Raw genomic sequence first — 15617 nt, 5'->3', positions numbered from 1 at the left:
CGCGGCAAAAAAAACCCGCCGCATAAGCGACGGGTTTTACAACCTGGCTCCCCGGGTAGGACTCGAACCTACAACAGCGCGGTTAACAGCCGCGTGCTCTACCATTGAGCTACCGAGGAATTAAAAAGCCCAGCGGAATGGGCTGAGAAATTCTGGCTCCCCGGGTAGGACTCGAACCTACAACAGCGCGGTTAACAGCCGCGTGCTCTACCATTGAGCTACCGAGGAATAGGTGCGTGCTCTCAAGCAACGAAATTTATTATACGGACGAATCAGCTCAGGGCAAGAACTTTTTTGAGAATTTTTCCGACCTAGTCGTTTAAGAACGTCCCCAACGACTACATGAAAGCGCCCCCGAGCGAATGTGCTTGAGGGCGCTTCTTGCTTGACTAGCTTTCGATGTAGTCCTTCAGCTTGCTACTGCGGCTAGGGTGGCGGAGCTTGGCCAAGGTCTTGGACTCGATCTGGCGGATACGCTCGCGCGTGACGCCAAACTCGCGGCCGACTTCCTCGAGCGTGCGGGGATGCCCGTCGACAAGGCCAAAGCGCAGCTCGATAACCTTGCGCTCACGATCGGCAAGCGAGTCGAGCACCTGGGTGAGCTGCTCCTGTAGCATGGAGAAGCTGGCGGCATCGGGAGGAACGATTGCCTGGGAGTCCTCGATGAAGTCGCCCAGCTGGGAATCCTCCTCCTCGCCGATAGGGGTCTCGAGCGACACGGGCTCCTGCGAGATCTTCTGGATCTCGCGGACGCGGTCGGCGCTCATGTCCATCTCGGCACCGATCTCCTCGGGGGTCGGGTCGCGACCCAGGTCCTGAAGGAGCTGGCGCTGCACGCGGACGAGCTTGTTGATGGTCTCGACCATATGCACGGGAATACGGATGGTACGGGCCTGGTCGGCGATAGCGCGCGTAATGGCCTGACGGATCCACCACGTGGCGTACGTGGAGAACTTGAAGCCCTTCTGGTAGTCGAACTTCTCGACGGCGCGAATCAGACCGAGGTTGCCCTCCTGAATCAGGTCAAGGAACAGCATGCCGCGGCCGACATAGCGCTTGGCGATGGAGACAACCAGACGCAGGTTTGCGCTGATGAGTGCCTGCTTGGCTTCGAGGCCGACGTTCTCAATGCGCGTAAGACGACGCATCTCGGCACGCGTGAGCTCGAGCTCACCGGCATCGGCAGCCTCGAGCTTCTCAGTGGCCTCAAGACCGGCCTCGATCTTCATGGCCAGATCGACCTCTTCGGAAGCGGTCAGCAGGTCGACCTTACCGATCTCCTTAAGGTACATACGAACCGGATCGCCGGTCAGCATCACCGTGGAGGCATCGATGCCACGCACGCGGGAGCGTGAACGGGACGTGCGCACGGTGCGCTTCTTCTTGCTCTTGGAAGAACCCATCTCGGCGTCGGCCTGACGGGCCATCTTGAGCTCGTGATCGTCGAGCGAGCCGGAATCGTGCTCGTCGTCGTCATCGAAATCGTCAGTATCGGTATCGTTATCGTCATCGTCGACGTCCATGGGGGCGTCGTCGTTTCCGCTCGCGGAGATAATCTGGATGCCGCTGTTGCGCAGCGCGGAATACACCGCGGTGAGCTGCTCGTCAGAAACATCGATATCCTTCAGGGCGACCTGAATCTCGTCCTCGGTTACCGAAGTCCTGTTTGAGCCGTTGCCCATGAGCTTTGCAACGTAGGATTCCAGCCCAGTACCCGTGCTCTCAGTCTTTTTTGGCACAGATTCTCCCTTCATAGTCCACAGGACTCAATACTTTAGCACACACATAGGCGTCTATACCCAAAAAGAGGACTGGATATAGGCGAGAATACGCTGGTTGACCACAACATCTAGGCCTGTTCGGTGCCCGCGGTCTCCAAACCGATCAAACGGAACGGGTCCGCCACGCCGCCGATAGACTTTTGCAGCTCGCGTTGACGCTGCGAATCCTGCGCGGCCTGCACGGTCAGCGCGCGACGGGCCTCATCATCGAGCGAACGGTCCTGGCGCAGCTTGGCCTGTGCGGCACGCATGCGGCGCTTGATGGTGTAGAGCTCGAGCGTATCAAGCATAAACACAATGTTCGTCTCAGTGGGGTGCTTGCTCGTCGCCGAGATGCGCCCGGCACTCACAAGCGTTGCCGCCTCAGGACACACCGAGCGCGCCGCATCCATGCAGGCTGCAGGATCGGTTCCCGGCGGCGTTGCCAGAACGGCCCATGCGATAGACTCGTGACGTGGGTCAACCCACTCGATAGAGCAGATACGGTCGGCATACGTGCGGAACAGGTCGGGGTAGCTCGTAAGCATCGTCAACAGCTCGCGCTCCCCTGCCAAGGACTTGCGTTCCAAATCGGTCAGGACCATAGGGGCCGAGGCGTCTGCCGGGCCAACGGCGGGCGCAGAGCCTATACCATCAGGCACATCGATTGGCGGCAGGTCGACGCCGACCTCTACGGGCGCGGCACCGTAGGCATCAAGCGGGACATAGTCGTACGGCTCTTCTTCGACCGGCGCGGACACCGGCGGCGTCGCGCCCGATGACCAAGCACCGCGAGCTGCCCCCTGCGAACCAGACGTCCGACCGCCCGCGCTACCAGAGCGCTCGAGTTGCGCCCGCTGGCGTTCATAGTTCTGCTCACGACGTCGTTCCGTATCCTCGCGCTTGGCGACATCGCGAAACACGCGGCCCGAGCTCGCACGCACTGTCTCCAGATCCAAACCCAACAGATCGGCAATCTGGATAAAGTACGTATCGATCATATAGCTATCGCGCAGCGGATAGATGAGCGTCAGCGCATCCTCCAGCGCCTTGGCGCGACCGCCCGGCGTGGTGATGTCGCTCGACTCCTGCAGCGAACGGTAGACAAAGTCCATGAGGGGCTCGGCAGCGTCGATGCGCGCCTGCAGCTCCTGTCCACCATGCGCCGTGATGAACTCCATGGGATCGTTGCCGTCAGGCAGCACCACGCAGCGCAGGTCCATCGAATCCTGCTCGATAAACTGAATCGCGCGACGGGCGGCCTTCTGGCCCGCGGCATCGCCGTCAAACATATACACGATGCGCTTGGCAAAGCGGGTGAGCGTCTTGACGTGATGCTCCGTGAGCGCGGTGCCCAGCGTAGCGACAACGTTTTTAATCCCCGCCTCCCAACAGGCGATGCAGTCGGTATAGCCCTCTACCACGATGGCGGTATCCTGAGCGACGATAAACTCCTTGGCCCAATTAAAGCCGTAGAGGTTTCGCTTTTTATGGAACACGCTCGTCTCGGCGGTGTTGAGGTACTTGGGTTGGCCGTCACCCATGATGCGACCGCCAAAGGCAATGTTGTGACCCTGTTCGTCAAAGATGGGAAACATCACGCGGTCGTAGAAGCGGTCGGCAAGCTGCCCGCGCCCGCGACTCACGGCAACGTTGGCGTCGATCATCTCCTGCAGGGTAAAACCCGCCTGGGACAGGTGCGACACCAGCGCGTTGCGGCCCGGTGCAAAGCCCAGGCAGTAGCGGCGGCAGACGTCGCCACCCATACCACGGCTGGCAAAGTACTCGCGTGGACGGCCATCCTTACCGCGCATAAGCATGGTGTGGTAGAACTGGGCGGTCTCGGCACACAGATCGTAGATGCGGGCACGCTTGGTACCGCGCTCGCGACGATCTCCGGTGTCATGCAGCTCAATACCCGCACGATCGGCCAAATAGCGGATTGACTCGGGAAAGCTCAGGTTCTCGCGCTTCATGATATAGGTGAAGACGTCGCCACCCTCGCCGCAGCCAAAACAATGCCACACCTGCGTGGCGGGGATAATGTGAAACGATGGGGTCTTTTCGCCATGAAAGGGGCAGCAGCCCCAAAACTCATGGCCGCGGGGCTTGAGCTCAACCGTTTCCTGCACGATGGCGACTAGGTCGGACGCAGCGCGTACTTGGTCTTTTTCCTCATCGCTAATCACGGATGCTCACCCCCTGCTCACCCAAGTTGTGACGAATGTCCTCGATATTACCCTCGACGGTCGCAATCAACTCATCCAACGAATCGAACACACGCGACGGACGCAGCCAGCGTGTAAACGCCAGCGAAACGGAAGCGCCGTACAGGTCGCCCGTATAACCAATTAAGTTAGCCTCGAGATGTGAAGATGCCGCATCGTCGGCATACGTCGGCGGCAGGCCGACGTTCACGGCAGCAGGCCATACGGTGTCATCGACGAGCACCAGGCCCTCGTACACGCCATCGGCAGGCACCTGAATGCCGTCGGGAACCTGCAGGTTTGCCGTGGGAAAGCCCATGCCAGAACCCTCATGACGGCCGCGAACAACACCGCCACGCAGCATATACGGGCGGCTGAGCAACTCAGCAGCAAGCTCCACATGGCCCTGTCCCAGCTCATGACGAATGCGGGTGGCGCAAATGGCCTCACCGCCCTCGCAAAGCAGGTCGTGACCATACACGTCAACGCCGTGCTCGGAACCCCAGGCGCGCATCTCGGCAACACCAGAAGCACCGCCGCGACCCAGCCTAAAGTCGCTGCCAACGCGAATCGAACGAATGTCGACCACGCGTGACAGCAGTGCGAGAAAACCGACATGGTCGAGTGCCGCAACCTCAGGCGTAAAGGGAACGGCCACCACCGCATCGACCCCGGTCTGAGCCAAGGCATGTAGACGGTCAGCCGTCGTCATCAATTTTTGAGCGGGCGAAGGGCTCACCACAACGTCCGGGTCGGGATCGAAAGTGACCACGACCGCCTTGCAGCCATGGGCACGGGCATCACGGACAAGCGCTTCGATGAGTTCCTGGTGTCCACGGTGCACACCATCGAACACGCCGATGGCAATCGATGCGGCACCCAAGTGCCCGCACTCATCAAACGCATCGGCAGTAACGATGCGAGCCTCGTCCGACTCGCCCGCGAAAAAGATACGCGCGAGCTCGCGAGCGGACAACATCATCGAACACCGCCGATTGCCTGCGGAAACACGTGCTCCATGACAAAGCGGCCACTCTCAATGCGGGCGAGCGCCTTGAGTCCCCCATCGAACACCAACGCAAAAGGCGACTTCGAGGTATCGAAATCGGCAAGCGCACGCTCAACAGGAATGCGTCGGCCGCAGAGCAGATCGTCGGCAAGATTGCCAGGCAAGTCAACACGCGTGGCGCCCAGGGCTGCAATGGGATCCAGGGCAAAGCCAGCCGCGGACTCCGGAGAAAGCTCCTCAACCGCATGACAAGCGCCAATGGAAACAACACCGGAGGCCGTGCGGCGCAGCGCAGAAATGTGCGCGGCGCTCTCGCAGGCGCGGCCCAAGTCGCGAGCGAGCGCACGGATATAGGTGCCCTTGCTCACCGAGAACGCCACGGTCCACACACACGTATCACCTTCGCCGCCCACGGCGATCAGGTCGGCGGCATAGACCTCGACGGGGCGCGGAGGTAGGTCCACCGCATTGCCCTCACGAGCAGACTTGTAGGCGCGAACGCCATTGACCGAGATAGCCGAAAACGCCGGCGGCACCTGCATCTGCGGACCCAGCATAGCGGCCAGGCGCTCACGGGCATAGGCAGGATCGCGGAGCTCGTTGGCAACAGCCACCGTGCGGACCGCCTCGCCCTCCGCATCATCGGTATTGGTCTCGGCGCCAAACGAGATGTCGGCGACATAGCTTTTGGTATCGAGCGTGAGCATGCCCAGCAGACGGGTGGCCTGGCCCACACCCACCACCATGACACCCGATGCCATGGGGTCGAGCGTGCCGGCATGGCCGACGCGCCGCTCATGGAGGGCGCGCCGGCATTGCGAAACCACATCGTGGGACGTGCAGCCCACCGGCTTATCGACGGCGAGCAGCATATTCAGTTGAGAAGGCGTACGACGAGCCATGTACCATCCAAAAAGTTAAAGCTCGACGGTCACCGAAGCGGGATCCTCCCCTACCAGTTCGGCCAGCATGGGAAGTGCCACGGTGAGCGTCTCGAGAATCGTTCCGTTGTTGGAGAAACCGGCGGCAGCAGGATGTCCGCCTCCGCCAAAGGCAGCAGCGATCTCGGACACGTTGAGGTCACCCTTGGAGCGCAGGTTGCCGCGCACCTTGGTATCGCCCTCAATGCCCTTCAGGAACAGGCAGACCTCGACGCCCATCACCGAGCGCACCACGTCAACCAGACCGTCGCACTCATCCGAGGTGACACCGCACGCCTCAAGGTCACTCTGGTACGCGTAGCTATACGCGACGCGCCCGTGGGCCACCGTCTTAATGCGGCCCATAACGATGGACTTGAGGTGCAAAAACTCAACGCGCATGCTCTGGTAGACCTCGAGTGCCACACGCGCCGGATCGGCACCGTGGGCAACCAGACGCGAGGCTGCATGGAACGCGGCGGCGTCGGCGTTTTGGTACTGAAAACGGCCGGTATCGGTAACCAAGCCACACAGCAGGCAGGTTGCAACGCCATCACGTGCGACAATGCCGCAATTGTCCAAGAAGCGGTCGATGATCATGGCGCAGGCTGCAGCTTCGACGCGCCTCAGGCTGAGCTCGGCAAACTCCTCGCGCGCCGGATGGTGATCGAAGCACACCACATGCTTGGAGCGACGAAGCACCTCGGCGGAATTATTGAGACGCTCGACGACCGGTACGTCCACCGAGATGAACAGGTCAGGATTGCCGGTGTACGCAGATGCCGGCACCAGGCGATCGGAGCCTTCCATAAAGCGGTAGATACGCGGAACCGGGTCATCGTCTGCCAACAGCAGCGCAATGTCCTTGTTGGGAAAAAACTTCATGAGCGAAAGGCCCAGACCCAACACGGAGCCCAGGGCGTCGCCATCGGGAGAAGTATGTCCCGAAATCGCAATGGAGGACGCACCCTCGATGAGCTCGAGGATGCGCCGCTGAATATCTGCAGACTCGCACGAGGCGAGGTCGGCGGAATTAGTCATCTAAAGCTGCCTCCTGGGCGGCATCCGCTATCGGATAGCCGTCCTCGTCCTTTTCGATCGCAAGCGTGGCGGGAACGTTTTCCAGCGCACGCGTGATGCGCTCGGCCTCATCGGTCGAGCGATCGATGCGAAAATCGAGCTCGGGCGTAACACGCCAATCGAGCGAGCGAGCCAACAGGCTGCGAATACGGCCCTTGGCGCTAGCGAGCGCCTCCATGACCTCGTCGTAGCGGCTCGCATCGCACGACACGTACACACGCGCGAACGAACGGTCCACCGCGACCTCGACCGCGGTCAAAGTAACCAGGTCGAGACGCGGATCGGAAACCTCAAAGAGCAGGATATAACCAAGCTTCTCGCGAAGCTGCTCGCCCAGACGGCGGGTTGCCTGCGTTTGCTTCATAGCGCTACCCCCTACTCGGTACGGGCAACCTGGTCGATGCGGTAACCCTCGATCTGGTCGCCGGGCTTGATGTCCTGGAAGTTCTCCAGGCCAATGCCGCCCTCGGAACCGCTCTTGAGGCTCTTGGCCTCGTCCTTGTAGTGGCGCATCGAGGCGATCTTGCCGTTGAAGACCACGATGCCGTCGCGCACCAGACGCACGGAATCGGTCGCGGCGATCTCGCCCTCTTCGACACGGACACCGGCGGCGATACCGACTTTGGGCACCTTGAAGGTGTCCAGGACGGTCGCGGTACCCGTGGAGACCTCGACCTCGGTGGGCTTAAGCATGCCGATACGGGCAGCGTCGAGTTCCTCGAGGCACTTGTAGATGACGTCGTAGCAACGGATCTCGACGCCCTCACGCTCGGCGGCGGAGCGGGCCTTACCGTCGGGACGGACGCCAAAGCCGATGATGATGGCGTTGGAGGCGTCGGCCAGGACGACGTCGGTCTCGTTGATGGCACCAACGGCGGAGTGGATCGTGTTGATGCGAACCTCGGACTGATCCATCTTGTCGAGCGAATCCTGAAGGGCCTCGATGGAACCCTGGACGTCGGCCTTGATGATCAGGTTGAGCTCCTTGACCTCGGCGTCGGCAATGGTCTCGAAGAGGTTCTCGAGCGTGACGTGCTTGACGCGGCTCTGCTCCTCGATACGGGCCTTGAGCGAACGCTCGTCGGCAAGGGCGCGAGCCTCGCGCTCGTCCTCGAACACGCGGAACTCGTCACCGGCGTTGGGCACGGACTGCAGGCCCAGGATCTCGACGGCGTCGGAGGGACCGGCCTCGGTGACGGCGCGGCCCTTGGGGTCGAGCATGGCGCGGACGCGGCCGTAGGTGAGGCCGGCGACCAGCGTATCGCCCACGTGCAGGGTACCGCGGGTCACGAGCACGGTAGCGACCGAGCCGCGGCCCTTGTCGAGCTTGGCCTCGAGGACGTTGCCGGAGGCAAAGGTGTCCGGGTTGGCCTTGAGCTCGAGCACATCTGCCTGGAGCAGCACGGTCTCCAGAAGGTCGTCGATACCGATCTTCTGCTTCGCCGAGATGTTGACGAACATGTTCTGTCCGCCCCACTCCTCGGGGATGACACCGTACTCGGTGAGCTCCTGGCGCACGCGGTCAGGGTTGGCGCCGGGCTTATCGATCTTGTTGACGGCAACGACGATGGGAACGCCGGCGGCCTTGGCGTGGTTGATCGACTCGACGGTCTGGGGCATGACGCCGTCGTCGGCAGCCACGATTAGAATGACGATATCGGTCACCTTGGCACCACGGGCACGCATGGCCGTAAAGGTGGCGTGACCCGGGGTATCGATGAAGGTGATCTTGCGGTCGTTGATCATAACCTGCGAAGCGCCGATTGCCTGGGTAATGCCGCCCGCCTCGCCGGCAGCGACACCGGTGTGACGGATGGCGTCGAGGAGGCTCGTCTTGCCGTGGTCGACGTGGCCCATGACGGTGACGACCGGGGCGCGCGGCTTAAGGTCGGCGGGATCGTCGTAGAACGAGAAGGTGTTCTCCTCCTCGGGGGTGATGATCTTGATCTGACGGCCCAGGTCGTCGGCAACGAGCTCGACGAGGTCGTCGGACATGGACTGCGTCATGGTGAGCGGCGTGCCCAGCAGGAACAGGCGCTTGATGATGTCGTTGGCCGGAACGTCGAGCGCCTCGGCGAGCTCCTGGACGGTAACGCCCTGGGAGACCTTGATGGCGTCGAGCTCCTCGGGGTTCACGCCCTGGGCCAAAGCCTCCTCTATCTTGCGCTCCTCCTGAGCCTTGGCAGCCTCGCGCTCGCGCTTCTCTTTGCGCTTCTTGCGGCGACCGGTGGACTCGCGAGAGGCCTCCTCGACGGCGGCACGAGCCTCCTCGAGCACCTTCTCGCGGCTGTACTCCTCGGCCTCGCGAGCCATGCGGCTATAGTGGTCCCCTTCGTTGCTGTGACCGCCCTTGCGCTTCTTGCCCTTGCCCTGCTTATCGGGGTTGGGGAAGTCCATGCCGGCAGCGACGTTGTTGCTGGCGTTGGTGCGATGGCTGTGCGGACGGCTCTCGGAGGCGTTGCGCTCGGAGTTGTTGTCGGAGCCGTTACGATCGTTACGGCGGCCACCGCGGCGGTCGTTGTTGCCGCCACGACGGTTACCGCGCTCGGCGGCGCGCTCGGCCTTGGCCTTGTCCTCGGCGTCCTTCTTCTCCTTGAGCACGGTCTCCTGTGCGGCGATCTGATCGAGCAGCGAACGGAAGCGCGAACCGGAGTCGGAAGCGGGAACGGCGCGGCGCTGGGCCTCGCGGGCAGCCTCCTCCTTCTCGCGGGCAAGGCGCTCCTGCTCGGCCTTCTTCTTGGCCTCGGCCTCGGCGCGGGCAGCCTCCTCGGCAGCCTGGGCTGCGGCAAACTGGCGGCGCTCCTCCTCGCGTGCCTTCTCGGCGGCGATGCGCTCGCGCTCGGCCTCGGCGGCGCGTGCGGCCTCCTCGGCGGCAGCTGCCTGCTCCTCGGCCTGCTTGGCGGCCTCGACTTCCTGAGCGCGAGCCTCGATCACCGAGGCGAGCTGCTTGCGGACCATGGCAACGTAGGCGTCCTCCAGGGTGGAGGAAGCGGACTTAGCGGGAATCTTCATATCGGCGAGATGACCCATCAGTTCCTTGGAGGTCATGCCGAACTCTTTGGCCAGGGTGGACACACGGACTTTTGCCATATGACTTCACCTACCCTTTCTGGCACCTTGGGTGCCTAGAGACTGAACGAGCGTGGGAGATGCGCCGGGACCTGCCCGGCGCGACCGCGCGCTAGATCAGGTCCTCCGCATCATCGAAGGCGTCGGTGTCGTGGACACCGCAGAAACGGGAGCCGGGACGAGCCTGGTTGCGGCACTGGATGCCGTCCTCGGACACGTACTCGCAGCGGCGGACGTCCTCGTCCTCCTCGTCACCGATCAGGTCGGCGGCGGGCTCCTCGTGAACGGGAACGTTCTTGAGGATGTCGGCGGCAAGCGTCTCGGACTTGATGTCGATGTGCCAGCCGGTCAGGCGCGCGGCGAGGCGGGCGTTCTGGCCCTCCTTGCCGATGGCGAGGGACAGCTGGTCGTCGGGGACGATGACGCCGGCGTAGGCCTTCTCCTCGTCGATGAGGACGCGGGTGACCTTAGCGGGCGACAGGGCGTTGGCGACGTAGACGGCAGGATCGGCATCCCACAGGATGACGTCGACGCGCTCGCCACGGAGCTCGCCCACGACAGCGCGAACACGGCTGCCCTTGGGGCCGACGCAGGCGCCCACGGGATCCAGACGGTCGTCGAGCGAGTGGACGGCAACCTTGGAACGCTGGCCGGGCTCGCGGGCGATCGACTTGATCTGGACGGTACCCTCATAGATCTCGGGCACCTCCTGCTCAAACAGACGACGCATGAGCTCGGGGTGGGTACGGGAGATGACAATCGGCGGACGGCTGTGCTCGCCACGAACCGGCTGCAGGTTGGAGTTGGGGTCGCGAACGTCGATGATCACGGCCTTGATATGCTGGTTGTGCAGGTAGCGCTCGCCCATCGGACGCTCGTTGCGCTCGTTCTCGTAACGGCGCTGATCGAAGTGCGGCAACTCGGCCTCGACGCCTTCACGAATCTTGACGATCGTGAAGTCGGGCGTGGACTGCAGCACGGTACCGCTGATGAGGTCACCGATGCGGCCGGAGAACTCCTCGTAGATCTGCTCGCGGGCGGAGTTACGCACGATGGCGTTGATCTCGGCCTTGGCGTGCTGGGCAGCGATGCGGCTCGTGTTCTTGGGGGTGACGTCGATCTCCTCGAACTCGGTGAAGTTGCCCTCCTCGTCCATGGAATCGTCGATCGGCTCCAGGCGGTAGACGTAGATCTTGCCGGTGGTGCGGTCGATGGTCACCTTGGCGCCCCACTCAAGATGCAGGATCTCGGCATAGCTCTTGGCGAGCGACTGCTCCAGGCGGTCGATCAGGTAGAGCTGGTCGATGTGCTTCTCCTGGCAAAGCTCCATCAGGGCGGACATCATGTCGGATGCTGCCATCTTACTTTCCTTCCTTCGCGGGCTTGAAGTCGTAGGTAGGCTTCAACTTGCACTTTTTAACATCAGAAAAATCGAGGGTAACGGACTCGCCGTCCTCGAGCTCGAGGGTCACGTCGGTCTCGGTCGCAGCGGCAATCTTGCCGGCGTACTTGCGACGGCCCTCGGTGGCAGTGGAGGTGAGCTCGCAGTTTTCGCCCACAAAGCGGGCAAAGTCACTCGGGCGGCGCAGCGGGCGCGCCATACCCGGGCTCGACACCTCGAGCGTATAGCTCGAAGAGATGGGGTCGAGCTCCTCAATCACATCGCCGACCCACTTGGTGTTGGCCGTGACGTCGTTGAGCGACAGGCTCTGACCCTCGGCACCCTCGATACGCACGCGCACGCAGGGGGCCTTGGTGGCACCCACGAGCTCGACGTCGACGATGTCGATATCGTGCTGGGGAGCGACGGCCTCGAGCGCGTCGATGATCGCCTGCTCGGTCTTGGTCTTGACCATTGCGGCACCTCCATCCATACAAAAAAGAAGCGGGGCCGAAACCCCACTTCTTTCAATTACAACTTCATTTGCAAGCAAACTATACCAATAGCTGCGGAAACGTGCAAGCACAGTACGAATCTGCAGGTCAGCGTGCGCACAGCTTCTCCACAAGAATAGGACAATTGGTCGAGGAACCCCATGCGGCGCACCCTCAACAGCCCCAAAACGGGCCATGCGTCCCATTCCACAGGCCCGTTCGGACCCCAAGGGCATTCCTCCCCGAGCCCCTATCGATCAGACTTACGCTAAGGGGCATTCTGCAACAAGCCAGCCAGCAAGTCGCGCAACGACGAACCTTTCCAAATCCTCTACGGCAAGGAGGCACACATGAAACGTCTAGGCACCCCCTGCATAACTGCGCTCGCCATCGCAACGTGCTCGTTGGCCCTCGTGGGCTGCGGCAACACGAATGGCAAAACCGGAACATGCGAACCGAATCCTGGCAGCACCAAAGCCATCGAGAAAACGACGCCATCGGAGAGCTTCGACAAAATTAACGAAGACATCGTCGATCCCCAGGGACTGGGTCCCGACCCCCAAGAACAGTTCCCCATCGACCTTGAGGCAGACGAGAACGTCCATGTTACCTGCGTGGGCAAGGACACCGACGGCTACGGCGATGCCGTGCTGGTCTTTGCGGTGACAAACAACACCGATGTCGACATGATGTTTGGCGATGTCGATGCTTATGCCTACGTCAACGGTGTCGTCCGCGACGTGCGCATGCGCCAGCCTGTCGCCGCAGGCGAAGAAACGACCGCGATGCTCACCTTTGTAGGCACCTTCGACGATCCGGACTTTGACGTGAACAACGACCTCAACGACATCTACCTTAATATCTGGATGTTCGAGGAGCAAACCGGCAACGTCTACTTTAGGGACTTGGTACACATTCCGTAGAGGGTGACGCTCGGCACAAGCCAAGCAGGGCATATAACGCAAAACGAGGGACGACCCAATCGGATCGCCCCTCGTCTTTAACACGTCAACAATGCGCGCGGCGTTTACTTAACCACCAGGTTGACAAGCTTGCCGGGCACGCAGATGGCCTTGACGACCGTCTTGCCCTCGGTCCACTTAGCGACAGCGGCCTCGGCGGCAGCCTGCATTTCCTCGTTGGAGGCATCGCGAGCCACGTCGATGCGGCCACGGACCTTGCCGAGCACCTGGACGACGATCTGCACCGTGTCCTCGATGGACTCGGCCAGGTCGAACTCAGGCCAGGCGGCGGTGTAGGCGTTGCCCTCGCAGCCGAGCGCCTCGTGCCACAGCTCGTCGGCCCAGAACGGGCAGATGGGGGCAAGGACGCTCACGATATCCTTAGCCACGCCGTAGCACAGCGCCTTGTCACGGGAAGCGCCCTCAGTTGCGTTGAGGTAGGCGCTCGCCGCGTTGACAAGCTCCATGACGGCCGAGATCGCGGTGTTGAACTGGCCGCGATCGAAGTCCTCGGTGCACTTGGCAATGGTGCGGTGACGCTCGCGGTAGAGCTTCATCGCAACCTCGTCGAGCACGGACTTGTCGAAGGCCACGTTGGCATCGCCGGACTGGACGAGCTGCCACACGATACGCCAGGCGCGCTTGATAAAGCGGTTGGCGCCCTCGACGGCCTTGGGATCCCAGTCGAAGTCCTTCTCGGGCGGGGCGATAAACAGGATCGCCAGACGCATGGTGTCGGCGCCGTAGGGCTCGATGACCGAACTCGGGGGCACGACGTTGCCCTTGGACTTGGACATGGTGTCGCCGTTCTCGTCCTTGACCATGCCCTGGCACAGCAGGTTGGTAAAGGGCTCGTCAACGCTCAACAGGCCCAGGTCGCGCAGCGCCTTGGTAAAGAAGCGGCTGTAGAGCAGGTGCAGAATGGCGTGCTCAATGCCACCGATGTAGTTATCGACGGGCATCCAACGGTCTGCCGCCTCGCGGGAGAAGGGCAGCTCGGTGTTGTGCGGGTCGGTATAGCGCAGGTAATACCAGCTGGAGCAGGTGAAGGTGTCCATGGTATCGGTCTCGCGCTTGGCCGGGCGGCCGCAGACCGGGCAGGTGGTCTCGTAGAACTCCTTGCACTCGGCGAGGGTCTCGCCGGCGCCCAGGTCCAGGTTCTCGGGCAGCGTCACCGGCAGCTGGTCCTCGGGTACGGGGACGATGCCGCAGTGCTCGCAGTGGATGGCCGGGATGGGGTTGCCCCAATAGCGCTGACGGGAAATGAGCCAATCGCGCAGACGGAACTCGACCTTGCGACGACCGCAGCCCATGGCCTCGAGGTCGGCCACGATCGCAGCCTCGCCCTCGGAGTGCTTGCCGCCGCGCATGCCGGTGTACTTGCCGGACTGGACGAGCGTGCCCTCGGCAGCGTGGGCGCAATCCCAGTCGACGGTCTCGGCATGGAAGGTATCGATGGTCTCACCGTTAGCCTCGACGGCTGCGCGGTCGTCATCGTCCAGGATGATCGGCACGATCGGCAGGTCATACTTGCGGGCAAACTCAAAATCGCGCTGGTCGCCGCAGGGAACGGCCATGACAGCGCCGGTGCCGTAGTCGGCAACAACATAATCGGCAACCCACACGGGGACCTTCTCGCCGTTGACCGGGTTCACCACGTAGCGGCCGGTAAAGGCACCGTGCTTCTCGAGGGTGCCCTGGGCACGCTCGACGGCGGAGATATGCTTGGAGTCCTCGACGATCTTGGTCACGGCCTCCTCGTACTCCGTGCCCTCGACGAGCTCGTGCAGACGAGCGTACTCGGGAGCCAAGACAAAGAAGGAGACACCAAAGAGCGTGTCGGCTCGCGTGGTGAAGACGGTGATCTTACCCTCGTCGCCCTCGATGGGCTCGCCATCCTTGTCGCACAGGGTAAAGTCGACCTCGGCGCCCTCGGAACGACCGATCCAGTTGGCCTGCATCTGCTTGACGCGCTCGGGCCAGCCGGGGAGCTTCTCCAGGTCGTCGAGCAGCTCCTGGGAGTACTCGGTAATCTTGAAGTACCACTGCTCCAGGTCGCGCTTCTCGGGCTCGGTGCCGCAGCGCCAGCACTTGCCCTCGGTGACCTGCTCGTTGGCCAGAACGGTCTTGCAGTTAGGACACCAGTTGACCGGGTTCTTCTTGCGGTAGACCAGGCCCTTTTCCCACAGCTTCTCAAAGATCCACTGACCCCAGCGGTAGTAGTCGGGGCTACAGGTCTTGACCATGCGATCCAGATCGTAGGAGAAGCCCATGCGCTTCATCGTGGCGAGAGCCTGGTCCATGTTCTTATACGTCCAGGCGGCAGCCTGCGTGTTGTGCTTGATGGCGGCGTTCTCGGCAGGCAGGCCAAAGGCATCGAAGCCGATGGGGTGAAGCACGTCGTAGCCGCGCATGCGGGCCTGACGGGCCATGGCATCGCCGATGGTGTAGTTGCGCGCGTGGCCCATGTGCAGGTCGCCCGACGGATACGGGAACATCTCGAGCACGTACTTCTTGGGCTTGCTGGCGTCGGTGTCGACGGCAAAGAGGTTGGAGTCCTCCCAGGCCTTCATCCACCTGGACTCAATGGCCTGCGCGTCGTAGGCAGGGATCTCGTCCTTATGATCTGTGCAATCGCACATATCAGCTCCTTTTAACTTGATTGGGGCCGGTCGGCTAGGCTTTGCTCGCTGCTGCGGACAGTCCTGCTCGCACGAAGGCCACATTAAGTGGCC

Annotated in this window: 11 protein-coding genes and 2 tRNA genes; 1 reads left to right on the top strand and 12 read right to left on the bottom strand. The window is 62.2% G+C overall.

What is annotated here, in order from left to right:
* Nucleotides 1–44: 44 nt before the first annotated feature.
* The 11 genes from CSV91_RS02280 to CSV91_RS02230 form a co-directional block, all read right to left on the bottom strand.
* A tRNA-Asn gene (locus tag CSV91_RS02280) sits at nt 45–119 on the bottom strand.
* Nucleotides 120–153: 34 nt separating this feature from the next.
* Nucleotides 154–228: transfer RNA gene (locus tag CSV91_RS02275), tRNA-Asn, on the bottom strand.
* A 161-nt stretch (nt 229–389) separates the two neighbouring features.
* Nucleotides 390–1739 carry an RNA polymerase sigma factor RpoD gene (gene rpoD, locus CSV91_RS02270; RefSeq protein WP_055286388.1) on the bottom strand — a complete coding sequence of 450 codons (1350 nt, stop codon included), beginning with the start codon at nt 1737–1739 and terminating at the stop codon, nt 390–392.
* 110 nt (nt 1740–1849) lie between these two features.
* A complete protein-coding gene (gene dnaG / locus CSV91_RS02265; protein ID WP_099431637.1) occupies nt 1850–3949 on the bottom strand; it encodes a DNA primase in 2100 nt (699 codons plus the stop codon).
* Nucleotides 3942–4949 carry a riboflavin biosynthesis protein RibF gene (gene ribF, locus CSV91_RS02260; RefSeq protein ID WP_232049537.1) on the bottom strand — a complete coding sequence of 336 codons (1008 nt, stop codon included), beginning with the start codon at nt 4947–4949 and terminating at the stop codon, nt 3942–3944. The genes dnaG and ribF overlap by 8 nt, the downstream gene beginning before the upstream one ends.
* Nucleotides 4946–5878 carry a tRNA pseudouridine(55) synthase TruB gene (gene truB, locus CSV91_RS02255; protein WP_099431636.1) on the bottom strand — a complete coding sequence of 311 codons (933 nt, stop codon included), beginning with the start codon at nt 5876–5878 and terminating at the stop codon, nt 4946–4948. Before truB ends, ribF begins: the two co-directional genes overlap by 4 nt.
* Nucleotides 5879–5893: 15 nt before the next feature.
* Nucleotides 5894–6937, bottom strand: coding sequence for a DHH family phosphoesterase (locus CSV91_RS02250; protein WP_099431635.1), 1044 nt, complete (start codon nt 6935–6937; stop codon nt 5894–5896).
* Entirely contained in the window at nt 6930–7340 is a 411-nt protein-coding gene (gene rbfA / locus CSV91_RS02245; protein WP_006234038.1) for a 30S ribosome-binding factor RbfA, read from the bottom strand. Before rbfA ends, CSV91_RS02250 begins: the two co-directional genes overlap by 8 nt.
* Before the next feature lie 11 nt (nt 7341–7351).
* Nucleotides 7352–10066 carry a translation initiation factor IF-2 gene (gene infB / locus CSV91_RS02240; protein WP_099431634.1) on the bottom strand — a complete coding sequence of 905 codons (2715 nt, stop codon included), beginning with the start codon at nt 10064–10066 and terminating at the stop codon, nt 7352–7354.
* Between the two features lie 91 nt (nt 10067–10157).
* Entirely contained in the window at nt 10158–11405 is a 1248-nt protein-coding gene (gene nusA / locus CSV91_RS02235) for a transcription termination factor NusA (RefSeq protein WP_006234042.1), read from the bottom strand.
* A 1-nt stretch (nt 11406) separates the two neighbouring features.
* On the bottom strand, nt 11407–11901 hold the full coding sequence (locus CSV91_RS02230; protein ID WP_099431633.1) for a ribosome maturation factor RimP: 495 nt from the start codon (nt 11899–11901) through the stop codon (nt 11407–11409).
* A gap of 369 nt (nt 11902–12270) precedes the next feature.
* On the opposite strand from CSV91_RS02230, the gene CSV91_RS02225 reads away from it, so the two are divergent.
* Entirely contained in the window at nt 12271–12843 is a 573-nt protein-coding gene (locus CSV91_RS02225) for a hypothetical protein (protein ID WP_099431632.1), read from the top strand.
* Between the two features lie 104 nt (nt 12844–12947).
* On the opposite strand, the gene leuS is transcribed toward CSV91_RS02225, so the two are convergent.
* Nucleotides 12948–15524 carry a leucine--tRNA ligase gene (gene leuS / locus CSV91_RS02220; protein WP_099431631.1) on the bottom strand — a complete coding sequence of 859 codons (2577 nt, stop codon included), beginning with the start codon at nt 15522–15524 and terminating at the stop codon, nt 12948–12950.
* Nucleotides 15525–15617: the final 93 nt, after the last annotated feature.

Source organism: Collinsella aerofaciens (assembly GCF_002736145.1).
Taxonomy (GTDB): domain Bacteria; phylum Actinomycetota; class Coriobacteriia; order Coriobacteriales; family Coriobacteriaceae; genus Collinsella; species Collinsella aerofaciens_A.
The sequence above is the reverse complement of the archived record's forward strand: the minus strand, read 5'-3'. Positions and strand labels throughout refer to the sequence as shown.

What these genes read in the sequence shown, in the direction of transcription:
- ribF (WP_232049537.1), bottom strand. Translation starts at nt 4,949, where the DNA reads ATGATGTTGTCCGCTCGCGAGCTCGCGCGTATCTTTTTCGCGGGCGAG.
- truB (WP_099431636.1), bottom strand. Translation starts at nt 5,878, where the DNA reads ATGGCTCGTCGTACGCCTTCTCAACTGAATATGCTGCTCGCCGTCGAT.
- CSV91_RS02250 (WP_099431635.1), bottom strand. Translation starts at nt 6,937, where the DNA reads ATGACTAATTCCGCCGACCTCGCCTCGTGCGAGTCTGCAGATATTCAG.
- rbfA (WP_006234038.1), bottom strand. Translation starts at nt 7,340, where the DNA reads ATGAAGCAAACGCAGGCAACCCGCCGTCTGGGCGAGCAGCTTCGCGAG.
- infB (WP_099431634.1), bottom strand. Translation starts at nt 10,066, where the DNA reads ATGGCAAAAGTCCGTGTGTCCACCCTGGCCAAAGAGTTCGGCATGACC.
- nusA (WP_006234042.1), bottom strand. Translation starts at nt 11,405, where the DNA reads ATGGCAGCATCCGACATGATGTCCGCCCTGATGGAGCTTTGCCAGGAG.
- CSV91_RS02230 (WP_099431633.1), bottom strand. Translation starts at nt 11,901, where the DNA reads ATGGTCAAGACCAAGACCGAGCAGGCGATCATCGACGCGCTCGAGGCC.
- CSV91_RS02225 (WP_099431632.1), top strand. Translation starts at nt 12,271, where the DNA reads ATGAAACGTCTAGGCACCCCCTGCATAACTGCGCTCGCCATCGCAACG.
- leuS (WP_099431631.1), bottom strand. Translation starts at nt 15,524, where the DNA reads ATGTGCGATTGCACAGATCATAAGGACGAGATCCCTGCCTACGACGCG.